Genomic DNA, 21333 nt, shown 5'->3' on the forward strand with positions numbered 1-21333 from the left:
ATGCGCGCGCTGCGACTGGGCACGTCCTGGGGTGGTTTGTTGTCGGGGCCTTTGGCCTGGGCAATCTCGACGCAGTTGAACTATTCGCTCGTGCACTGGCAGTGCAATCGCCAGGTGCAGGTCGTGCTCCCGGTGGCGCTGTTGCTGGCCGTATTTTCTCTGCTGGGCGGCGCGCTATCTTGGCGGGCGAAGCGGCAAGGCGGCGCCGCCTTCAAGCCTGAGCGCACGCGCAGCACCGAGCGTTTCGTCGCCGATCTCGGCATGCTCGCGGCGCTGCTGTTCGCCCTCGTCATCCTCATGCAGGGCAGCGCGGCGCTTATCCTCGACGAGTGCCTGCGATGAGCCTCGAGACCTTCTTTTCGACCTCGATCTGCTATGGCGCCGGCGCGCCCGAGGCCGGATGGACGTTGGCGTTTCCCATCACGCTTCCCTTGGCAGTGCTCGCGCTTATTTATGCGCTCGGCGCAAGCCGGCTATGGCGCCGCAGCGGCCGGGGCCGACCGGAGCGGCTACGACAGGCTCTGTTGTTCGCGGCCGGTTGGGGCGGGTTGACGGGAGCGCTGGTCAGCCCGATACACGCGCTCGGCGAGCGCGTGTTCTCAGCCCACATGATCGAGCACGAGTTGCTGATGGCCGTAGCGGCACCGCTTCTTGTCGCCGCCTGCCCCGGCGCGGCCTTGATGTGGGCATTGCCGGCCAAACTTCGCCGAGGGACAGGAAAGCTCACCCACGGCAAGGTGCTGCAGGCGCTCTGGGCCCTCGCCGCGCGCCCGCTCAGCGCGACGGTCCTTCATGGGATAGCAATCTGGACCTGGCACATTCCGGCGCTGTTCGAGGCAGCGCTGCAGCAGGGGGTGCTGCATTATGCGCAGCATGCGAGTTTCCTCGGCACTGCCTTGCTGTTCTGGTGGGCGCTTCTGCCACGCTACGGCCGACGGCAAACCTATGGCAGCTCCGTCATGCATCTTTTCTTCACCTCGCTGCATACCGGCCTGCTCGGCGTCCTGTTGCTGTTATCGCCAAAACTCTGGTATCCGGCGAATGCCTCCGGCGCGGCGATCTGGGGCCTGAGCCCGATCGAGGACCAGCAACTCGCCGGGCTAGTAATGTGGGTTCCGGCCGGCTTGATCTATGGCGGAGCGGCCTTGCTGCTCGCCGGCCTTTGGATAAGCAACAGTGGAACCAGGGAGGCAACGCATGCGCTCCGACCTGGCTAGGCTGATCAGCGGCGCCCTTGCCGCGATCCTCCTGCTGGCCGTCGCAGTCGGCGCGGCGGCCTTATGGACCGACCGGCGCGAGCGCGTCCGGCACGAGTCGGATGTGGCGACCGGCGGCGTGGGCGCACGCGCCATTCCGATCATGACCGCGAATGGCTGTTCCGGCTGCCATACGATTCCTGGCGTGCCGGGAGCGCAAGGCCAGGTCGGGCCGCGCCTCGACGGCAGCCTAGCCGGCCGTGTCTATATCGGCGGCGTTCTGGCAAACAATCCGGAGAACCTGATCCGCTGGATCCGGTCGGCAAGGGAAATCAACCCGCACACCGCCATGCCGTCGACAAGGATCACCGAGCAGCAGGCCCGCGATATCGCGGCCTATCTCTATGCCCTCAGATAATCAGCCTTCGCCGCCGCGCCGGGACCACAAGCCGCGGCCTGGATCGTAGCCGACCACCGCCGCCATGAAGAATGCCCCAAGGCAGGCGACAACGACGAGCATGGAAACCACATCGAACCGAAGGTAGAGCGCGAAGCGGATCAGTTCGACCGCCGAGCTGAATGGGTTCCAGGCGGCGATCGTCGCCAGCATCGGGCCGGCTTCGGCGAGCCGCCAGATCGGATAGAGCGCCGTCGAGGCAAAGAACATCGGGAAAATGACGAAGTTCATCACGCCGGCGAAGTTCTCCATCTGGGTCGAGATCGAGGACACCAATAGGCCGAACGCACCGAGCATCAGACCCGACAGCACGAGCGCCGGAAACACGGCAACATAGCCCAGGATCGGCGGCCGCACGTCCCAGAAGCGCGCCACGAAGAGGAACAGGTAGACCAGCGGCAGGCCGACGATCACGCTGGCCAGCAGGCGCGCGGCAAGCAGGTACCAGCGCGGCAAAGGTGCCGTCAGCAGCAGGCGCATGCTGCCCATCTCGCGGTCGTAGACCATGGCCAGCGAGCTTGCCATGGCATGAAACAGCAGCATCATGGCCACCAGCCCGGGCACAACATAGACCTCGTAGAGGACATAAGTCTGGTAAGGCGGCGTGATCGACAGGCCGAGTACCGAGCGGAAGCCGGCGGCGAAGATCGCCAGCCAGACAAGCGGACGGACCATCGCGGAGAACAGGCGCGCGCGCTGCCGCAGCGTGCGCAGCATTTCCCGCTGCAAGATGCCGCGGAGCGCCCGCAATGCGTGATGCGTCTTCATGGCGACCCCGTCAGCGAGGCGAATGCCTCCGCGATGCTTTCGACCCCAAGCTCGGGAGAGATGCGATCAGCGCGACCGGCCCAGCGCACCCTGCCCTGATCCAGCACGACGATGTCGTCATCGGCTCCCACTTCTTCGAGGAAATGCGTCGCCCACACAACGGCAATGCCGCGCTCGCGGCAAAGCTCTCTCACATGCCGCTCGAGCGCGCGCCGTCCCGGCACGTCGAGCCCGGCGGTCGGCTCGTCGAGCAGCAGCAGGCGCGGACCATGCATCAGCGCCCTTGCGATCTCCACGCGTCGGCGCTGACCGCCGGACAGCGCGCGGGTGGGATGATCGATCCTGTCCAGCACTCCCAGGCGGCTGAGTTCCTCCCTGGAGCGCTGCTTGCTCAAGTCTGCGGGAATCCCGTGCAGGGCCGCGTGGTAGCGCAGGTTCTCCCCCGCCGTAAGGTCGAGATCGAGCGTCGGCAGTTGGAAAACGATGCCCATTTGCGCGAGGGCGGCGGATGGGTTCGCCTCCATCGCCTGGCCAAAGACATGCACAGATCCTGCCCGCGCGTGATAGAGACCAGTGATCAGCGAGAACAAAGTCGTCTTGCCGGCCCCGTTGCGTCCAAGCAGGACGCACATCCTCCCTTCAGCCACAGCGAACGAGACCCCCTGGAGAACCCGCCGGTTTCCGAAACTGTGGCCCAGCTCCTCGACCGACAGCGCGTTCATGGGCCGATCACGACGCCCCATGGGCCGCGCCCCACCGGCAGCGATTTCACCACCTCCTGATTCTCCAGGTCAATGAAGGAGACATCGCCCGAGTTGCCGTTGGCGCTGATCAGGCGCTTCTGGTCGTCCGAGAGCGCGACATGCCAGGGCCGCTGGCCGACGAGGTAGAGGCGCCGGACCGTGAGGGTCTTGGTGTCGACCTCGGCAATCCTATTGGCCGGACCGAGCGCTACATAGGCGCTCGCGCCGTCGCGCGACATCAAGATACCGACCGCCTGCACGCCCTCGCGCCGAATACCCGGCACCTCGAACTCGATCTTGCCCGTTTGAGCGCGCGTCGCGGCGTCGAACACCGTGGCGGTGCCGCGGATTTCGGACGACACCCACAATTGCTTGCCGTCCGGCGAGAACGCCGCCGCGCGCGGCCGCGTGTCGATGAGCAGGTTGTCGATGAGCTCGAGCGTGGCGGCATCGATAAGATGGACCATGCTCGTGGTCTCGGAGGTGCAGGCGACCGTTCGGCCGTCGGCACTAACCGCCATACCTTCCGGCTCCACCCCGACATCGACGGTGCCGATAACCTTGGCCGCCGCGATATCCACGACCGAAACCAGATTGTCCTTCTCATTGGCCACAAAGAGCCGTTTGCCATCCGGGTGGACGACGAAAAATTCCGGATCGGCGCCGGAAGGCAATCGACCGACCACCTGCCGCTTGGCGAGATCGACCATGTCGATGCGGTTATCGTCGCCTTCGGCAACGAACAGCGTCTTCTTGTCGATCGAAAGCGCCATTCCGCGCGGACGCCGGCCGACTTCGATCGTGTCCTGAAGGGTCATGGTCGCCCCGTCGACGACCGCGACGGTGTTGTCCTGCTCGTTGGAAACGTAAATCGTCTCCGCCCCGGCGGAAGGAGCGAGGATCAACATCGAAAGGACGAGCGCGATCAGAACTTGCACGTGCTCTCCTCCAGATCGACGCCCAGAGTGTCCAGCGTCGTACGCTGGTGAAGGAAGCCCGGCTGTGGCGAACTCGAGACGAGCAGGCGAGGGCCAGCGATAAGGATGGGCTGGCGCATCTGCCCGTCCCACGGACGGAAACTCAGCCCCTGTCCCTTGAAGCCGGCGAGAAGGAAATCATCGCTGCGCAGATAGTTTCCGATCGCGGTCGGATCGAGACTGTGCAGCCGCGTTGCCGCCTCGCCAACGCTTCTGACGGCAAGCCAGGCGGCGTAGTCGCTGGGCAGCATCCAGCGCCCGGCCAGCTTGTGGAAGCGATCCTGGAGCTGCGTGGCGCCCCACTCCTCGTTGACCGCACTCCAGCCGGTTGCGACCAGCCCTTGCGTCCCGGCCACCGGCCTCGGAAGAGCGGTGCGCCCCTCGAGATAGGCGCCGAATTCATCGGCTTCGTCGGCTGCGACCAGAACATCATAGTCGCTGACTTGCGTGGCGGCGGGGATCTCGGTCTGCAGCGTGACGTGCCCCGTGTCCGCGCGGCCATTGGCGGGCCGGAACGTCCAGGGCTGGTCGACAGTGATTTCCGCTCCGAAGCGCGTCGCGGCGCGCCTTAAGGCAGCCGCCATCGCCTGATCCTGCGGATGCGGGCCGACCAGCAGGAACCAGTGCTGCCAGCGTTTCCAGATCAGATATTGCGCCAGGGCGTCGGCGAGCATGGCGTGGCTCGGAATTGTGTGCAGCACGTTCTTGCGGCAATCCTCCTGACGCAGGCGATCATCGGGTGCGCGGCTGTTGAACAGCGTCATCCGCTCGGCGCCAGGAGCTGCGCTCGCCTGCAGCAATTGGGGGGCATCCAGATCGGCAACCACAAAGCTGAGGCGGGCGGCGGCGAATTCCTTGATCGCTTCGGCTGGCGTCTCGCCGGGCTTGAGGATGACTTGCTGCAACCGGAATTGCTGGCCGAGAAAGCGGCCGGTGCTGGCATCGTCGGCGATGCCGAGCCGGGCACCTTGCAGGCCGTCGTCGGTGACGACCTCGTCCAGCGGCCCGAGGGGCAGAGGTGGTTTGCGCTGTTCGCCGAGATAGCCGATCACCAACGTCTGTGGCTCGGCCAGACCGGGCAGGGCGATGGCGAGCAGCACGAGAATCGTCAGCGCCAGCCGCATCCGGCTCAGGTCGGGCAAGCCAAGTCGGATGTTCAATATCGGCATGGGCACTCCAGGATGGGAGCGACCCTAATGTTTTGAAAGAAGGAATGTTCCTGGATTCATGCCAACCGGGCCCGCCCCATTCAACCATCGGGGCGGGCCCAGCCTTCGACCGGTAGAGGGAGGACCGACCGCGACCCTAACAGCTGGAAATGCGGATTGTTCCTGGCGGTGGTCTGTCCCAAGTCAGCGTTTCGCCTTGTCGCTGTCGGCGTCCGCCCGCGTCAGGAACTTTTGCGTGACTTGCGGCAGGTTGCTCTTCAACCACTCGGCCATGGCTTCTTCTTCGCGCAGGTTCTGTTCGCAAACCCGGGCAATCTCAGCCTCGCCCGCGGCGTTGGCCGCGGCGATGAGGATCGTATAGGACGCGATTTCCATGTGCTCGAACGTGTAGCTCGCCAGAGAGCCTTTCATGACTTCGTCGCCGGCGAAGACGCCGCTGATCGACTGCGCTGTAGCGGTCAGCTTGCCGCCTGCGTCTTTCAACATGGAGGAACCTTCATCGAGGCCATCTAGGCAGGTTTTCAGCCGCCTCGCCTGCTCTTTCGTCTCTTCCAGATGGCTGCGAACTCGCTCGCTGAGTTCAGGGTAGCTCTCAATCCGGCTCAATTGCCCCGACAGCATCGTCTCTGCCTGTTCCTCCATGGCGTGAGCGTCCCTCAGCCATTGGACAAGCCATTCGCGCGATTCAGCCATTGCGGTGTCTCCATCTATCTGACGCCGCCCGAACCGAGGGAGGCGCGCATTGTTCCTTGAGTGTTGAAAAAGCGGCTACGATTTCCCGGACGAGGACGCGTCGGAATCGGAAAGTTTCTCGCGCACCGATTCGTCGGCCTTGTCGGCCGCGGCTTTGACGACCCCGCCGACCTTGTCGGCCAGCGTGCCCTCGCTCGACGCCTGCCGTCCGGCTTCGTCGCTTGCCGACTGGTAGGCTTCCGCCGCGACTTGCGTTGCGGTGTCGAGGCCTTCTTTCAAAGTGTCTTCGGCACTATCCCGAAGCCTCTCGCGATAGGTGCCCAATCGCTCGTCCTCGACCTCTGTGTGGGGCAGCATGGCGCCGATCGCAGCTCCGATGGCGAGGCCGACGGCAGCCACCGCGAGAGGCTGGTCCTGAAGCAGACTTTGTGCCGAGCGGCCGGCACTCGTTGCCATATCGGCCGCAGCCGCCGCCGAGCTCACCAGTGTGTCGGCTGCGCTGCTTGCCACGTTCGACACTGTGCCGGCAGCTTCGTTAGCCATTCCCGAGACAGTTCCGGCCGCCCCGCTGGCCGCTTCGGCGACGGAGCCTGCCGCATCCGAGGCGGTCGAACCTATTCCAGCGCCGAACGCTCCATGATCGAGGCCAGGACCGCGCCGCGTCACACCATCGGTACCAGCCGGGGTGGCGGAGGCGCCACTGCCTAACATCAGCCAGGCCAGGCCCGCGCCGATCACCGTCAGCGGCAATGGATTGTCCCGAACCTGGGCCTTCAGGTTGTGAAGCATTTCGGAGCCCGCGCCGCCTCTGAAATGCCCGGTGAATTCGTCAAAGAGCTGCCCTGGGGTCATCTTGTCGCGAATGGAGTCTGCGGTCGCCACCACTCTTGCGCGCGTGGCTTCCGCTTCGCGTTCGAGCTCTGCTGCGGATCTCTCGGTCATCTCGCTTGTTCCTTGATCACGTTCACGTCACGCTTGAGCTGTTCCTGTGTACGGTCCGGCGCGAGCTCGGAAGGCGCCATGCTCGCCATGCCGGTCCGCAACAGGATCACGCCAAGCACGGCCACGACCACGCCCACGAGCAAAGCGGACCACCCGGCGCCCAGACCAAGGCGGGCCAGAGCGATCACGAGCGCCTGCAACAAAACCAGCAGCGCAGCGAGCAGGCATATCGCGCCGCCCAGCACCTCGACGGCGCCTGCGCCAGCCTTGGTCGCGTTCTCCGAGATCTCCGCTCTTAGGAGCCTCGCCTCCGTTTGCACGAGCGTGCTCACCTGTTGCGCCAGATCGGCGACCAATGTGCCGAGACTTGGATTATCGTGAGTGCTCATTTCTTCAGCTCCGCTGCCTTGCCGGGTATGCCGCCGTCGGAACCCCAATTTGAGGGAGCGCTGTCCCGTCGTGCACTCCTTCCCAGGCCGGTTTGTCCGGAATGTCCAGACTTGGCCGCGGCCTGCGTCGGGCGGCGCGTGCCGGGCGGCGAAGCCTTCATGAAGCGGCCGAGTGCCAATCCCGCCAAAACCGAACCGGCAAGAAGCGCTCCAGGATTCTCGCGGCCAAAGGACTGAACGTCTTCGAGCACTTGTCCGAACGGCTTCTCCTTCAACGAGGAGGACAGCCGCTCCAGCCCGCTTGCGGCCTCCTGCATGAACTTCGAGGCCGCACTCTGGTCGCTGTTAGCCAAGTGATCGCTCGCGGCGCGCAGGGCGCCGCCGAAAACCGACAGGCTCGATCCGATATCTCGCTGCGTCTGCTCGGCCTTTTCGGAGACGGCCTGCTGGGCTTCGGTGGCATACGCTCCAGCCCTGCGGGCGACCTCGTCGCGGGCATCGTGGAGAACTTCGCCGGCGCTTTGGGTTTCTTGCTGGATCCGGTCGGAAACTTCGTCCTTCGCCTTGGCGAAATCGGACTCGGGGCCTCGATCATCCTCGCGCTGCATGGTGCCTCCTAGTGAAAGCCGAGGAAGGAAAGCACTGCGAGCACAACGACGATCAGTCCGATGAGATAGATGACACTGTTCATGGTGCAGCCTCCTCGATGCAATCCGAACTTCCGGCCGGCTACGATGTTCCCCTGGACGAGCAGCTTTTTAGCGAGTTCTCATTTGCCCATGGGCTTTACCCTCAAAGCGGCAAGCTCCTCGTCTGGGCAAAGCAGCCTGGGGTGTGTCGGATCGGAAATATTGATCTTGTCCCAGGGAATGCGATAAAGGCCCTCGCGGCGCCTCAGCGCGAAGAAGTCGAGCAATGCAGCGCCGACAGTGGAAGCGGACAAGCGCTCGAATGCGGCGAAGATGCCGACATGAAATTCGGTGGCGACGAGGTCGTCGCCGTCCCGCTCCGCGATGATCTCTTCGATATAGCCGATGCTCCTGCCGCGCTCGGAAAATACGGGCCTGCCGGCAAGATGCTCGAAATTTACAGTCGCCATCCTCGCCCAGATGAGCTGGTAGCGGAACAATGCACCGGCCTGCGCCGCCGTCGCCATCGAGCCGACCTCCACGAAGCCGCCGACGCTGGTCACGACACCGAGTGAAATTTCGAGCAGCTTCTTCATTGCTGCTGCGCAAATACTGGCGATAGGCCGCAGCGAGATCGCCTTGCGCGGCCCGAAGCTCCTGTTGCGCCTGACCGACCTGGGCATCCTGTTCCGCCTCGACCGCGTCCTTGGCCCGCCTTGCCGCATTCGACAGCCGGCTAACAGCCACTGCCAACGAATCTCGCTTTCCCCGGTCGGAGGGAGACGCCGATTCCACTTGCCGGCCGGCGGCGAGTGTCTCGGCGAAGGTTTGCAATGCAGAGGACGCATAATGGGACGGCGCGGCGCCGGAGAGCCAGGCGTCGCTCAACAGCACTGCCGCCTGCGCCGTCGAGGCGGCACGCTTCGATTGCTGGTCAATCGTTTTAGACGAGGAGCAAGAGGCAAGCGCCAGCAGGGGCAGGAAAGTCCGGCTCGGCCGGGCAACGGTGCGCGACATCTTCCCCTCGCTGCAATCGCATCAAATCCTGAAGATCAAGCCGCAGCCACGCGAAAGTTCCTCCGTGTTCGGGTTTTGCGCCGCCGATTGCCTGTTGCAGGGCGCGCGCGAAGATCGGGTTCGGCTTTTCCACCCTGACCGGGAATTGCAATTTCTTTGTCGGTAAAATACGTGGCTGGTTCTACGTTGGAAGCCAGCCGAATCTCGGCCGTATTACGTTGTTCCGCGGACCGCGCACCTAATCATGTCGTGCGAGCCGGTTGCTTCGCCATGTCACCAATGTTGGCAAGAGCCGCAACCTTGTCGATCATCGCTAGGATCACCTGCGGATTGCTTTGATGCACCATATGTCCCGCATCCAAAACGATTTCTACGAGCGAGTGGCTTATCTCTGATTGCAGGCGCACTGCCTCGGCCTTGGCATCGAACAGCTGGTCGCCCGCGCCGGCAATTATCCCGACAGGGACGGCGATGTCGGCATATCGGCGATTTGGGAAGAGTGCCGATACCAGCATCAGAAAGGATTCAGCGGATATGGAGCGCAGCTGCGAGGGCCGGCTCGCCAATCCTCTTGTCATCGCCGCAAAAGGCATCGCGACCGTTGCCGGATGAAAAATCTGCTTCATCGCCCAATGCCAGTTCAGCCTGACCAGCGAAGGCAGCAAAGCGTGGCGCAGCACCGTCCCGAGCAGTGGAACCGCCGGCAGCGCGGAAATGGCAAGGGCCAGTCTCGGCGACGGGTAATGATAGCCGGCGACGACAACGACGCCAGCTACCGACCGGCGATGCCGGCGCGCCATCTCGAGCGCCACCGCTGCACCCCAGGAATGGCCGACAACCATGTAGCGCCCGATGCCGAGTTTCGCGACCGCGGCATCGATGACGTCGGCCTGGGCAGCTGCGGTCCAAGGTCTGCCGGCCGGGCGTGGACTCATGCCGAAGCCGGGCCTGTCGAAGGCAAGTACGCGATATCTGGCGGCGGCTCTGCCGAAGATGCCGCTTGTCGTGAAGTCTTCCGCCGAGGCGCCATTGCCGTGCAACAGCAGAAGCGGTTGCCCATTGCCCGCCTCCAGGAAATGCAGCTTCGTTCCCCGGAGATGGATGAAGCGCCCGAGCGGACGTGCGGCTAACGTCCGTCGCGCAAGCTGGCCATTGTACAGGGACAAGCCAACCGCTGCCGCCGCAAGCAACAGAAGCAGGTTCTTCCTGAACTTTGCCGTCATCGTTGGAAATCAGGCGGTGTGGCGGAGCAGGCGACTTTACAGCCGCCCTGCTCGTTATCAGGCCGACCCTTTCTGAGGCAGCTCGGTCTCGTCCTCGACTTGCTCGCGCAGGCTCTGCTCGGCCTCCTTCTTAGCCCCGGCCGACGGCTTTTGCCGGGCGAGCTCGCGATCCACAATCTTGCGCGAGCCTTCAACCGGATCTTCCTGCGGCGAATCCCTGTCCGCTCCTGTTTGCTGGCCGGTCCGATCGCTGCTTGGGGTTGATCGCGCGGGATCGTCGTTTTGGCGGGGCTTCGTCATTGAGCACCTTCTCCGCTTTCATCGGATGTCTGCTGACTTCCGGGCAGGTTGGAAGCCGGCCAAACCTCTGTGGCCGGCCTTTGTTCCGTGGGCAGCGGGATCGACCTCGTTACTGCTCCGCAGCCGGGAGCAGCAACAGCCTCTTGCAACAAATGTGGTTGAGGCTGAACCGCTGCACTTCTACGAGTGCGGCAAGCGTCCGGTTGCGTCCTGCGTCCGCCTCGCGAGGAAGGAACCATGACGCGCCACTCTCAACTCAGTCTTTTGGAATTCGAAGCGCTAACGCAGGCAGCTTCGAAACTGTCGAAGGATCACGGCGGAACGCTGGAAAGCTTGGTGACCTCCCTGTTCGAAGCGCTGCGCGAAGGAGAGACTTGCCCAAAGACGGTTCTGGACGCGGTAATTTCGACGCTGACCAAGGAGAACCGCTAGACTAGACAGCCGGCTTGCCGGAGCCCTCGGCATCATCCTGTTCAGGCTCGACATCTTCCAGGGCATCGATGACAGGCGCCAGCGAATTCTCGTGATCAGCACTGGATTCCGACCCTCTGTTTTCCTCGCCCGCTTTGTCTAGTGCACGTTGGATGGAGTCCTCAATGTTGCCCACCTCCTGCTCGCGCACCTCGCGACCGTAGCCGGCGGCATCGGCGTCTTGCTCGAATTGCTGCGCCAGCATCGCAACGCTGACCTCGGTGTCGGTCGGCAAGTTGCCGACATTCTCTGCCAGCCAGCTTCGCAGGAATTCCTTTGTCGCATTCATGGAGCACCTCCTCCTCGACGCGAGATAACTGGACGGGGACGCCGATGTTCCGCAAATCCGAAACGGCGGGGAATGGACGGATCGCTGCACGGTGGGGAGCTTGAACACTCTGAGGAGACACTCGATGGCTTTCCACGGCGAGAGCGCTTGAAACGAGGGGGACGTTCCCGCCTCGAGCTAGGTTCCAGCCCAACGTATCCAGCGGGAACCCGGATTGCGCTCAGCCGTTCGCAGGCATGGCAACATTGCAGCTTCGAGAAGCGCTGACCAAAGTCGGCACACTGACGTCCCGACCGGCGGCCTTTTTGATTTTGGGCGGCTACACTCTTGCTTGGTACGTCTTCGAGCGGGAGACACTTGACTGGCACGGCGCCGCGACGCTGATCACCTGGGCAATGACGCTGTTTATTCAAAGGGCCGAGCATCGCGACACCCAAGCATTGCAGGCGAAACTCGATGAGCTGATCAAGGCGAACGCCAAGGCTCGCAACGAGATCGCCGGAATGGACGACAAAGAGCCGGAGGAAATCGAGCGGATGCGCGATGTCGGACGAGGCGGAAGTTGACGTCTCCTCAACCGGACTGCCTTCGGAGCTAAGTCGTTGTGAGCACGGCGCCAGCGATGATGACACTCTTGTCGGAACTTCGGGTCTCCGGGCGGATTAGGAAGAGTGCCGCAGGCGCATCCCTACACCCAAGGAGGACCTAAGATGCCGAAAAAAGCTTCGTCCGCGACCTCGAACGGCTTGGAAAGCCTGTTCCTGGACGGACTAAAAGACATTTATTACGCTGAAAAAAAGATCCTGAAGGCTTTGCCAAAGCTGGCGAAAGCAGCACAGTCCGAAAAGATAAGCGCCGCTTTCGAAAAGCACCTCAAGGAAACTGAAGACCAGGTGGACCGCCTGGAACAAGTCTTCGACATGCTCGGCAAGCCGGCCAGGGGCAAGACCTGCCCTGCTATCGACGGAATCATCGAGGAGGGCTCGGAAATCCTCGAAGAGTACAAGGACGAGCCGGCGCTTGACGCAGGGCTGGTTGGCGCCGCGCAAGCGGTCGAGCATTATGAAATCGCACGCTACGGCACGCTGATTGCATGGGCCGAACAGCTCGGTCTCAAGGATGCTCTTCCGCTGCTCCGACAAACGTTGAAGGAAGAATCGGCAACCGACGAGGCGCTCAACGCTCTTGGCGAGAGCGACGCCAATCAACGTGCTTTGCAGGCCGCCTAGCAAAGTGGACCACTTGGCCCTAACGGCCGTCGATCTTATGGTTGCAGAAGGAGAACTCGATGAAGAAGACCTGGAAGAAACCAACCATGTGTCAGGTGGCGGCGGGCTTTGAGATATCGCGATATCTGCCTGCTGAAATCCGGCCGAAAAAGTAGCCCGTGAATTTGCATGCCCTGCTCAACGGGGCATGCAATTCTTTGCGATATCAGAAGACGCGGACGCCAATCGACCGCAGCCGTAAAAGTGGCGCCGGTCAGTTGGCCCGCTGGGCATGCATTGCCATGCGCGTGAAGATCGTCGGATCGGCGGCGGGAGGCGGCTTTCCGCAGTGGAATTGCAATTACCGCCTGAGCCGCGCGGCTCGCAGGGGCATGCCCGGCGTGCGTTCGCGAACCCAATCATCCATCGCCGTATCGGCGGATGGGACAGGTTGGGTCCTCTTCAACGCGTCGCCCGACATCCGCCAGCAGATTGCGCAAGCGTCCGAGCTGCAGCCCGCGGCCGATGCACCGCTGCGCTCGACGCCTATCCGCGCGGTGGTGCTGACCAATGCCGACGTGGACCATATCGCCGGCCTGCTCAGCCTGCGTGAGCGGCAGCCTTTCGCGATCTATGCGACCGCGCAGGTGCTCGCGACACTGGCGGCCAATTCGATCTTCAATGTCCTTGATCCGGCGATCGTGCCACGGCGTCTCTTGGCGCCGACACAGGAGATGGCTATCTGCGGCGCGGACGGCCACCCGACCGGCGTGATCGTCCGCAGCTTTCCGGTGCCGGGCAAGATAGCGCTCTACCTCGAGCAAAGAGGCGATCCCGCCGCCGATTTCAGCTCGGACACCGGCGACACGATCGGCGTCCGCATCAGCGAGACCGGCGGTCGTGCCGCGGTTTTTTACATACCGGGCTGCGCGCGCATCGATGCCGCGCTGCGCACGCGCCTGGCCGGCGCCGCCTGCCTTCTGTTCGACGGCACCGTCTACACGGACGACGAGATGATCACGGCCGGCGTCGGCCAGAAAACCGGCGCGCGCATGGGGCACATCGCAATGTCCGGAGAAGCAGGTTCTATCGCCGGCCTGGCCGATGTGAAGATCGGTCGCCGTATCTTCATCCATATCAACAACACCAATCCTGTTCTGGACGAGAATTCCGCCGAACACGCGGCGGTCAAGGCGGCTGGCTGGGAAGTCGCCAGCGATGGCATGGAGCTTGAATTGTGAGCGATTTCCACGACGCGGCCCGAGGCGGACTGTCTATGAGCGAGCTCGAGGCCGTGCTGCGGCAGGTCGGCGACGAGCGCTATCATAACCGCCATCCTTTCCATCATAGGATGACCGGCGGCGCCTTGTCGAAGGTCGAAATGCAGGCCTGGGCGCTAAACCGTTATTGCTATCAGGCCGTCATTCCGCGCAAGGACGCCATGATCCTGGCGCGTGCCGAGGATCCGGCGTTTCGCGCCGCCTGGCGCAAGCGCATCGAAGACCATGACGGTGATGACGGCTGGAGCGGCGGCATCGCGCGCTGGCTGCACCTGGCGAGCTCTCTTGGGCTCGATGCCGAAGCCGTCAAGGGCGAAAAGCTGGCCCTGCCGGCGACCCGTTTCGCCGTCGGCGCCTATCTTTCCTTCTGCACGAACCATACGCTGCTCGAGGCGGTCGCGTCATCGCTGACCGAGATGTTCTCGCCGACGATCATTGGCGAGCGGGTGCCGGCGATGCTGGCCAGATACGACTACATCACCGAGGATACGCTGGCCTATTTCAGCCGGCGGCCCGAACAGGCATCGCGCGACGCCGACTTCGCCCTCGCCTATGTGCTGGCCCATGCCGACACGGCCGAACGCCAGCAGCAGGCGATCGATGCGCTGGTGTTCAAATGCGACATACTCTGGGCCATGCTCGATGCGCTCCAGCATGCTTACGGCGCGCCGGGAAACATACCGCCCGGCGCCTTCCGCCCGGAGGCGGCCTTATGACGGCACTGCGGGAAAGGGCCATCGTGTCGTTGCGGTCGGCGCCATCGCTGCCCAGGCATGTGCGCATCCAGTACGATCCCGTGCGGCAGGCCTTCGCCGTGCTTTCGCCGGAGAAGGTATTCTGGCCGAACGAGATCAGTCTCGACATACTGCGCCGCTGCGACGGCCGGTCCATCGTCGAGCGCATCATTGCCGATCTTGCGGCCGACTATGACGCGGATCCGGAGGACGTGGCGGCCGACGTCATCGCCTTCCTGCAGGAATGGTCGGACAAACTTTTGGTGAAGCTATGAGTGCGCCCCTCCTGCCTCCGATCGGCATGCTGGCGGAACTGACGCATCGCTGCCCGCTGCAGTGCCCTTATTGCTCCAATCCGCTCGAACTGCTGAAGGCCAACCACGAGCTCGACACGCAGACCTGGCTCGATCTGTTCTCGCAGGCCGCCGATCTCGGTGTCCTGCAGGTGCATCTTTCCGGCGGCGAGCCGACGCTGCGTCGCGACCTCGAGCAATTGATCGCCGGGCTTTCGGCGCGCAGCGTCTACACCAACCTCATCACCGCCGGCGTCGGCATTGCCGAGGGCCGCATCGAGGCCTTTGCCGAAGCCGGTCTCGACCACCTGCAACTAAGCTTCCAGGGCGCCCGTCCGGCGACCACCGACCCTATCGGCAACCACCGGGGCAGCCACGAGAAGAAGCTGGAGACGGCACGCCGCGCCCGCGCGGCCGGGCTGCCCCTCACCATCAATGCGCCGGTCCATCGCCACAACATCGAGGAAGTGCCGGAATTCATCGATCTCGCCCTCTCCTTGGATGCGGAGCGGCTGGAGATCGCGAACGTCCAATATGCCGGTTGGGCGCTCGCCAACCGCGACAGGCTGATGCCCGACCTGGCGGCGGTCAACCGGCAGGCGGACATCGTCACGGCGGCACGCGAAAGGCTCGCCGGAATCATGAACATCGATTTTGTCACGCCGGATTATTTTGCCGTGTATCCCAAGCCATGCATGGGGGGCTGGGCGCGCGACGCCTTCATGGTCGCGCCCGACGGCACCGTGTTGCCGTGCCATGCCGCCCAGACCATTCCCTCGCTGCGCTTCGAGCGCTTCGGAGACCGCAGGCTCGCCGAAATCTGGGCCGACTCACCGGCATTCAGCGCCTTCCGCGGCACCGACTGGATGCAGGAGCCGTGCCGAAGCTGCGAGCGCCGCGAGGTCGATTGGGGCGGCTGCAGGTGTCAGGCAATGGCGATCGCCGGCGATGCGGCGGCAACGGATCCGGCCTGCATCAAGTCGCCGATCCACAAGCGAATGGCGATGCTGGCCGACGCCGCGCAGGCCGCGCCGGAGGGAAATGAAAGCTTCATTTTCCGGCGGATCGGCGCCACCCCACGTGACGCGCGCACTGATCATGGCCCCCGATGACGGCCCACCCAAAAATGTTCGGCGGCGGACCCACTTCGACGCAACCTCTTGCGACGCCTCTCACCGGCCAACCAGGTGCAAGAGCGGCAGCGATTGTGAGACCGTGAGAGTTGCTGAATATATCGCCCTGCCGGTTTCATCATGGACCGAGATCGCCAGGGTCTCATCGACGTCGCTCTCAGCCATTTCGTCGACGGCGATGTCGTGCAGCGTCTTAAGCGCTTCTCGTCGCATGTCGCGCAGGCTGTCCAGTTCAACCCACGCATCGGCAAATCGCTGCCCGTTTCTCGTAACTTCGAAAACGTACCGTGGCATTCAGCCATTGTGAGCACTTCGGATGCCAGCGCATTTAAATTTGAGTGATCGCAATGGGCTGAGGGACGAGGTCTCGCAAAAAAGTTGATACCTTGCGCGATAGTAGCAGTCGGACATTTGCTTCATTGGCCAGGTGCTCCGCTTCCGCCTGCGACAGCCCAATCAGCGATATGTCATTCGCTTCTGCCGGGAGATCACTTGATCGGCCGCCGTGGACCAGCCACTCGCCGTTCGGCGGGTGCTGCTTATTCGCGGCGCGCTCCTTTTCCAGCGCGATAGCCTCTCGACGCTTCGAAGCGACCGTGGCTGGTCCGCTCGGCAAGCTGGCTCTTTCGGGCCAGGTCGGTCCGTTACCGATCTGGCTTAGACCCTCTCCTCAAAGCCATCCAGCTTACGCCAGTCAAAGCTGACACCAATGCCTGGCTCGTCTGGGGCGACTGCCAGCCCATCCTGCAGCCTGAGCGGACGAGTGGTGTACAGGTCGATGTCGAAACTGTGCGCCTCCACCCAACCAGCGTTTGATTGGCCTGCGACCAAACTGACATGTAGTTCCTGCATGCCGTGGCTGCACACCGGAATTCCAGCCTTGCGCGCAAGCTCGGCGACCCGCAACCAGCCTGTGATGCCGCCACAGTTCGACGCGTCTGGTTGGATGTAGGATAGCTTCGACCACGCGAAGGCATGCTCGAACTCCTCGATCACATGCAGGTTCTCGCCCATGGCCAGCGGCATGCCCGTCGCCTCGGCAATGGCAGCGTAGCCCTGGTAATCGTCAGGTATGATGGGCTCCTCGAACCAGAGCAGCTCGTAAGACGCGAATGCTTTCGCCGCTTCGATCGCCCGATGAATGTCGAGCGCGTAATTGGCGTCCACCATGAACGGGGTGTGCGGCCCGATGCGCTCGCGGATCGCCTTAACTCGGGCGACATCCTCCGCGAGGTCGTCTTTGCCGACCTTGATCTTCACAGCATTGAACCCGGCGGCGAGATAGGAGTCGATGCTCGCCAGCAACTGATCGAGGGAGAAGTTCAGGTCGATGCCGCCGCGATATGCCTTGGCTGTCTTGCCGGCCCTGCCTGCCATTTCCCAGAGTGGCCGGCCGATGCGCCGGCCCTGCAGATCCCAGAGCGCTATGTCGAGCGCAGAAATCGCAAAGGACGCGATGCCGCCGCGTCCAACATAATGGATGTGCCATAGCATCCCATCATGGAGCCCCTCGATGTCGGTCGCGTCCCGTCCTTTCAGGAACGGCGCCAGATCGTGCACGATCATGGCTCCGATCGCATGCCCGCCTTTACCTCCAGTGTAGGTGTAACCAGTCCCTTCGCTGCCGTCCGCCAGCCTCAGGGTCGCTGTCACCAGCTCAAAATGCGTGTGAGCACCATGCTTGGCGTCGGTCATTACTTCACGCAGCGGCACCCGGAAAAGCCGAACCTCCACGTCCGTGATTATTGTATCGCCCATTGCGAGGCTCTCGTCGTCTGGCCTATTTTCGTCATACCATAATTGCACTCTATCGGGCTGATCGCAACCAGATCGGTGATCCACCGCACTTTTGGTCCGATGATAACTCGCTGGACCTTGTGCTTTGGTCCGATCTGCGCATTAATGACTGCGTGAAGTGGAGGACGGCTTGTTAAGTACACCACAGCATCTTGGAACGCGGGCCACGAGCGGAGCTGCTCGCGCGGCAGACGCCATGGTGATTGGAATCGAAGCGGATATCGTCTCCGGCAAGCTCGGTGATGGCAGCTTCCTGCCGGCCGAGCGCGAGTTGATGGCCGAGTACGGGGTTGGCCGCGGCGTGGTGCGTGAAGCGGTCGCTCGCCTGGCAAGCCGCGGTCTTATCGAAGCGCGTCCACGCTTTCGCCCAGTGGTCCGCCGGCCGGGGCTGGACGCGGCGCTCGGCGCTTTGGAAGGTGTTGTCGGCCACCTGCTAAGCGCTCAGGCGGGAGTGAAAAACCTCTACGATACCCGGGTCTTTCTTGAAGCCGCTCTTGCGCGCAACGCCGCCATCCATGCGCGCAAGGACGACGTGGCCACGCTCAGATCAGCGCTCGAGATGAACGAGGCGGCGATACCGGATTCGGAAAAATTCTATGCCACCGACGTAGGATTTCACGCCGTGCTCTACCAGATTACGCGCAACCCGGTGATGCCCGCAGTGCACAAGGCCTTCACCGCGTGGCTGTCGCCGCATTGGATGCGCATGCCCCGATCGCCCGAGCGCAACCGCATCAATTTCCTGAGCCACCGCGAAATCTGCATGGCGATCATCGAGCGAGATCCGGATGGCGCCGAGCGGGCGCTGCTCAATCATCTTTCCGCGGCTTGGGAGTATGTCCGTGGCACATTTGAAATGTCGTGAGGGCCGGAGGGAGGACCGGCGAGAATGACGCAGACTTACGATCATATCGTGGTGGGCGGCGGAGCAGCGGGTTGCGTGGTCGCGGCGCGGCTGGTGAGGGCAGGACGGCGGGTCCTGCTTCTCGAAGCCGGGCATTCGCATCACCACCCGCTGCTCGATATGCCGCCGGGGATCTTCAAGATGATCAATGGCTCGAAGTTCATGCGCTATTACCGCACCGAGCCGCAGCAGCACCTGGATGGACGTCAACACGAAATCTCGCAAGGCAACGTGCTGGGCGGCGGCACCTCGGTCAACGCCCAGGTCTATATGCGCGGCCGTGCCTCGGACTATGACGAATGGGATGAGTTGCTGCGCGGCAACAATGCCGGCATCCGCTGGAACTGGCAGGCGGTGCTGCCCCACTTCACGGGCATGGAAGGCAATAACCGCCTCGGCGGCGAGTTGCATGGCAGCGAAGGACCGTTGCTTGTCTCCGACCCCGGTCACATTGACGACGTTTCGCGTTGGTTTGTACAGGCGGTCCAACGGCTCGGACTGCCCTACAATCATGACTTCAACGGGCCGTCGCAACGCGGAGTGGGCTTCTATCAGTTCATGAACCGGCGCGGGAAGCGTAGCAGCGCTGCCTATGCGTTTATCGAGCCATTGGCTAAGGATCCCAGGCTGACGCTGAGGCTGAATTCTGCCGCGAGGCAGTTGCTGATCCAGAACGAGCGCGCAAAGGGTGTAATCTACACTGACCAATCGGGAACCGAGCACGAGGCCTATGCGGACGGCGACGTGATCGTCTCGTCGGGCGCGCTGGTATCGCCGCAACTCCTTATGCTGTCAGGTATTGGCCCGGCCGAGGAACTTTCCAGACATGACATTGCCTGCGTCGTCGACCTTCCAGGCGTCGGCCAGAACCTGATCGACCATCCGGAAGTGCCGATCATTGCCACGGCAAACGGGCCTTACGGCTACTTTAAGCAAGGCCAGGGTTGGCGGATGATCAAGAACGGCTTGCATTTCAAGCTGTTCGGCGCCGGTACGATCCTGTCCGCGGGAGTCGAGGCTGGGGCTTTTGTCAATCCGACCGACCCGGACGGCGAACCGACGATCCAGGCTTTTTGCGTGCCCCATGTGTACCTGGACCGCGATATCCTGACCCTGGTCGAGAATACCTACGGCCTCACTGTTACGACCGTGGTCGTCAAGCCGAAGTCCCGTGGCTTCGTGAAGCTGCGTTCGGCAGATCCGAACGACATGCCGGTCGTCTCTCCGCACCTGCTCAAACATCAAGACGACATGAAGCAGATGATTGCCGGCCAGCGCTATTTCCTGAAGGCATTCCACGCGAAGCCACTGGCGGACCGCGTCAAGGCTGTAGCCGTCCCCCGGGAAGACGACCTCAGCGACGCGGCGCTCGAAAGGCACTGCAAGCGCTTCGTCAAAACGAATTACCATCCGGCCGGCACCTGCCGCATGGGCCCGGACAGCGATCGAATGGCCGTTCTGGACGCGGCCATGCGGGTGCGCGGGATAGAGAACCTGCGCGTTGCCGACATGTCGGTGTGCCCTAACATCAACGCCGGCAACACGGCTGCACCCGCCATGATGCTGGGCGACCGCTGCGCCGATTTCATTTTGGAAGCGGGCGCAGTGACTCAATCGAGGGCGGAGTCTGCAAGCGAGCTGACCTAGCCCGCCATAGGCGAGGAATATTCAACGGCGTCAAAACGCGACAACCAAGGAGGAAAGCATGATCATTACCCGTCGGAAATTGTTGGTAGGCTCCGCCGTCGGCGTGGCCGCTCTTACCCTCGCTCCACGCGCCTTCGCCGCGCTCCCGCCACTTGCCAAGAAAGACAAGTACAAGGTTGGCTTCGCCCAGACCGAGAGCAACAATCCATGGCGGCTGGCTGAAACCAAAAGCATGCAGGATGAGGCTGCAAAGCTCGGCCATCAGCTCGTTTATGCTGATGCCGCCGGATCCTCGGCCAAGCAGGCCTCCGACGTAAACTCCATGATCGCGCAGGGCGTCGACGCGATTTTCCTGCCTCCCCGCGAGGACAAGCCGTTGGTGCCGGTCATCCTGGCCGCGCGTGATGCCGGCATCCCGGTCTTTCTCATTGACCGCGATGTGGACCATACCATGGCCAAGCCTGGCCAGGATTACGTCACCTTCATCGGCTCCGACTTCATCAATGAGGGTAACCGCATCGCCGAATGGGTGGTGAAGAACGCAAATGGAAAATCGAAGATCATCGAGCTGGAAGGCACCACCGGTTCCTCGCCAGCCAACGATCGCAAGAAGGGGTTTGACGACATCATCGCCAAGCACTCGGAATTCAAGATTGTCGCCTCACAGTCGGGCGACTTCGCTCGCGACAAGGGCCGCCAGGTGGCCGAGACGTTGCTGCAGGCCCATCCTGAAGCCGATATCATCTATGCCCATAATGACGAGATGGCGCTCGGCGCGATCGCAGCTCTCGAGGCCGCCGGCAAGACGCCCGGAAAAGATGTGCTGATCGTCTCGATCGACGGCGAAAAGGACGGCGTGCAAGCAATCGTCGATGGCAAGATCGGCGCCATCTGCGGCTGCAGCCCGCTTTTCGGACCGAAGGCTTTCGCCACGATGGCTGACTATGCCGCGGGGAAGCAAATCCCGCCCTTCATCAAGAACGACGACGACTTCTACGATGGCACGAACGCAAAGGATAAGATCAGTACGGCGTTCTGAGTTGTCTGGATAAAGGGGCGCCTCCCCGCCTCGGC

28 protein-coding genes are annotated in these 21333 nt (G+C 62.9%); 14 read left to right on the top strand and 14 right to left on the bottom strand.

What is annotated here, in order from left to right; all coding sequences use genetic code 11:
- The 3 genes from LB552_RS13200 to LB552_RS13210 are packed head-to-tail and all read left to right on the top strand — an operon-like array spanning window position 1 to window position 1614.
- The gene (locus LB552_RS13200) at window positions 1-342 is read left to right on the top strand and encodes a hypothetical protein (protein WP_224606486.1); all 342 of its coding nucleotides are present in this window, start codon (window positions 1-3) and stop codon (window positions 340-342) included.
- Window positions 339-1217, top strand: a complete 879-nt coding sequence (locus LB552_RS13205; protein WP_224606489.1) for a cytochrome c oxidase assembly protein — start codon at window positions 339-341, stop codon at window positions 1215-1217. The genes LB552_RS13200 and LB552_RS13205 overlap by 4 nt, the downstream gene beginning before the upstream one ends.
- Entirely contained in the window at window positions 1198-1614 is a 417-nt protein-coding gene (locus LB552_RS13210; protein WP_224606492.1) for a c-type cytochrome, read from the top strand. Before LB552_RS13205 ends, LB552_RS13210 begins: the two co-directional genes overlap by 20 nt.
- On the opposite strand, the gene LB552_RS13215 is transcribed toward LB552_RS13210, so the two are convergent.
- The 11 genes from LB552_RS13215 to LB552_RS13270 all read right to left on the bottom strand — a co-directional run bounded on the left by LB552_RS13215 (window position 1615) and on the right by LB552_RS13270 (window position 10503).
- Entirely contained in the window at window positions 1615-2421 is an 807-nt protein-coding gene (locus LB552_RS13215) for an ABC transporter permease (protein ID WP_224606494.1), read from the bottom strand.
- A complete protein-coding gene (locus LB552_RS13220) occupies window positions 2418-3143 on the bottom strand; it encodes an ATP-binding cassette domain-containing protein (RefSeq protein ID WP_224606497.1) in 726 nt (241 codons plus the stop codon). Before LB552_RS13220 ends, LB552_RS13215 begins: the two co-directional genes overlap by 4 nt.
- Window positions 3140-4102 carry a PQQ-dependent catabolism-associated beta-propeller protein gene (locus LB552_RS13225; RefSeq protein ID WP_224606500.1) on the bottom strand — a complete coding sequence of 321 codons (963 nt, stop codon included), beginning with the start codon at window positions 4100-4102 and terminating at the stop codon, window positions 3140-3142. Before LB552_RS13225 ends, LB552_RS13220 begins: the two co-directional genes overlap by 4 nt.
- Window positions 4090-5310, bottom strand: coding sequence for an ABC transporter substrate-binding protein (locus LB552_RS13230; RefSeq protein WP_224606503.1), 1221 nt, complete (start codon window positions 5308-5310; stop codon window positions 4090-4092). Before LB552_RS13230 ends, LB552_RS13225 begins: the two co-directional genes overlap by 13 nt.
- A 183-nt stretch (window positions 5311-5493) precedes the next feature.
- Window positions 5494-6003 carry a ferritin-like domain-containing protein gene (locus LB552_RS13235; protein WP_224606506.1) on the bottom strand — a complete coding sequence of 170 codons (510 nt, stop codon included), beginning with the start codon at window positions 6001-6003 and terminating at the stop codon, window positions 5494-5496.
- 75 nt (window positions 6004-6078) lie between these two features.
- The gene (locus LB552_RS13240; RefSeq protein ID WP_224606509.1) at window positions 6079-6945 is read right to left on the bottom strand and encodes a DUF3618 domain-containing protein; all 867 of its coding nucleotides are present in this window, start codon (window positions 6943-6945) and stop codon (window positions 6079-6081) included.
- Window positions 6942-7334 carry a phage holin family protein gene (locus tag LB552_RS13245; RefSeq protein WP_095768531.1) on the bottom strand — a complete coding sequence of 131 codons (393 nt, stop codon included), beginning with the start codon at window positions 7332-7334 and terminating at the stop codon, window positions 6942-6944. The genes LB552_RS13240 and LB552_RS13245 overlap by 4 nt, the downstream gene beginning before the upstream one ends.
- A complete protein-coding gene (locus LB552_RS13250; RefSeq protein ID WP_224606512.1) occupies window positions 7331-7942 on the bottom strand; it encodes a hypothetical protein in 612 nt (203 codons plus the stop codon). Before LB552_RS13250 ends, LB552_RS13245 begins: the two co-directional genes overlap by 4 nt.
- 161 nt (window positions 7943-8103) lie before the next feature.
- The gene (locus LB552_RS13255) at window positions 8104-8646 is read right to left on the bottom strand and encodes a PRC-barrel domain-containing protein (RefSeq protein ID WP_224606515.1); all 543 of its coding nucleotides are present in this window, start codon (window positions 8644-8646) and stop codon (window positions 8104-8106) included.
- A 576-nt stretch (window positions 8647-9222) separates the two neighbouring features.
- Complete coding sequence (locus LB552_RS13265; protein ID WP_224606528.1) at window positions 9223-10203, bottom strand: alpha/beta fold hydrolase; 981 nt, start codon at window positions 10201-10203, stop codon at window positions 9223-9225.
- A gap of 57 nt (window positions 10204-10260) precedes the next feature.
- On the bottom strand, window positions 10261-10503 hold the full coding sequence (locus tag LB552_RS13270; protein ID WP_224606531.1) for a hypothetical protein: 243 nt from the start codon (window positions 10501-10503) through the stop codon (window positions 10261-10263).
- A 237-nt stretch (window positions 10504-10740) separates the two neighbouring features.
- Here LB552_RS13270 and LB552_RS13275 point away from each other — a divergent pair, with 237 nt between their 5' ends.
- A complete protein-coding gene (locus LB552_RS13275; RefSeq protein ID WP_140839317.1) occupies window positions 10741-10935 on the top strand; it encodes a hypothetical protein in 195 nt (64 codons plus the stop codon).
- 1 nt (window position 10936) lies between these two features.
- On the opposite strand, the gene LB552_RS13280 is transcribed toward LB552_RS13275, so the two are convergent.
- Complete coding sequence (locus LB552_RS13280) at window positions 10937-11263, bottom strand: hypothetical protein (protein WP_224606534.1); 327 nt, start codon at window positions 11261-11263, stop codon at window positions 10937-10939.
- 236 nt (window positions 11264-11499) lie between these two features.
- On the opposite strand from LB552_RS13280, the gene LB552_RS13285 reads away from it, so the two are divergent.
- The 7 genes from LB552_RS13285 to pqqE all read left to right on the top strand — a co-directional run bounded on the left by LB552_RS13285 (window position 11500) and on the right by pqqE (window position 15890).
- Entirely contained in the window at window positions 11500-11829 is a 330-nt protein-coding gene (locus LB552_RS13285) for a low affinity iron permease family protein (protein ID WP_224523243.1), read from the top strand.
- A gap of 144 nt (window positions 11830-11973) precedes the next feature.
- Window positions 11974-12492 (top strand): ferritin-like domain-containing protein, encoded by a 519-nt coding sequence (locus tag LB552_RS13290; RefSeq protein WP_095768525.1) that lies wholly within the window; start codon window positions 11974-11976, stop codon window positions 12490-12492.
- Window positions 12493-12551: 59 nt separating this feature from the next.
- On the top strand, window positions 12552-12647 hold the full coding sequence (locus LB552_RS13295; protein WP_108702850.1) for a pyrroloquinoline quinone precursor peptide PqqA: 96 nt from the start codon (window positions 12552-12554) through the stop codon (window positions 12645-12647).
- Between the two features lie 126 nt (window positions 12648-12773).
- Complete coding sequence (gene pqqB, locus LB552_RS13300; RefSeq protein WP_224606945.1) at window positions 12774-13712, top strand: pyrroloquinoline quinone biosynthesis protein PqqB; 939 nt, start codon at window positions 12774-12776, stop codon at window positions 13710-13712.
- A gap of 35 nt (window positions 13713-13747) precedes the next feature.
- On the top strand, window positions 13748-14467 hold the full coding sequence (pqqC, locus tag LB552_RS13305) for a pyrroloquinoline-quinone synthase PqqC (RefSeq protein WP_263481602.1): 720 nt from the start codon (window positions 13748-13750) through the stop codon (window positions 14465-14467).
- Window positions 14464-14760 (top strand): pyrroloquinoline quinone biosynthesis peptide chaperone PqqD, encoded by a 297-nt coding sequence (gene pqqD, locus LB552_RS13310; protein WP_224606539.1) that lies wholly within the window; start codon window positions 14464-14466, stop codon window positions 14758-14760. Before pqqC ends, pqqD begins: the two co-directional genes overlap by 4 nt.
- Window positions 14757-15890, top strand: a complete 1134-nt coding sequence (pqqE, locus tag LB552_RS13315; RefSeq protein WP_224606542.1) for a pyrroloquinoline quinone biosynthesis protein PqqE — start codon at window positions 14757-14759, stop codon at window positions 15888-15890. The genes pqqD and pqqE overlap by 4 nt, the downstream gene beginning before the upstream one ends.
- A 60-nt stretch (window positions 15891-15950) precedes the next feature.
- On the opposite strand, the gene LB552_RS29850 is transcribed toward pqqE, so the two are convergent.
- A complete protein-coding gene (locus LB552_RS29850; RefSeq protein ID WP_095768520.1) occupies window positions 15951-16205 on the bottom strand; it encodes a DUF6894 family protein in 255 nt (84 codons plus the stop codon).
- 363 nt (window positions 16206-16568) lie between these two features.
- Complete coding sequence (locus LB552_RS13325; RefSeq protein WP_224606545.1) at window positions 16569-17669, bottom strand: mandelate racemase/muconate lactonizing enzyme family protein; 1101 nt, start codon at window positions 17667-17669, stop codon at window positions 16569-16571.
- A 157-nt stretch (window positions 17670-17826) separates the two neighbouring features.
- On the opposite strand from LB552_RS13325, the gene LB552_RS13330 reads away from it, so the two are divergent.
- From LB552_RS13330 to LB552_RS13340, 3 genes are read left to right on the top strand one after another with little or no spacing between them, the layout of a single operon-like run.
- Complete coding sequence (locus tag LB552_RS13330; protein ID WP_224523269.1) at window positions 17827-18573, top strand: FCD domain-containing protein; 747 nt, start codon at window positions 17827-17829, stop codon at window positions 18571-18573.
- Window positions 18574-18597: 24 nt separating this feature from the next.
- Window positions 18598-20259, top strand: coding sequence for a GMC family oxidoreductase (locus LB552_RS13335; RefSeq protein WP_224606548.1), 1662 nt, complete (start codon window positions 18598-18600; stop codon window positions 20257-20259).
- A 58-nt stretch (window positions 20260-20317) separates the two neighbouring features.
- Window positions 20318-21298, top strand: a complete 981-nt coding sequence (locus LB552_RS13340) for an ABC transporter substrate-binding protein (protein WP_224606566.1) — start codon at window positions 20318-20320, stop codon at window positions 21296-21298.
- Window positions 21299-21333: the final 35 nt, after the last annotated feature.

The sequence above is a fragment of the Mesorhizobium sp. CA7 genome (genome assembly GCF_020165015.1).
Classification (GTDB): domain Bacteria; phylum Pseudomonadota; class Alphaproteobacteria; order Rhizobiales; family Rhizobiaceae; genus Mesorhizobium.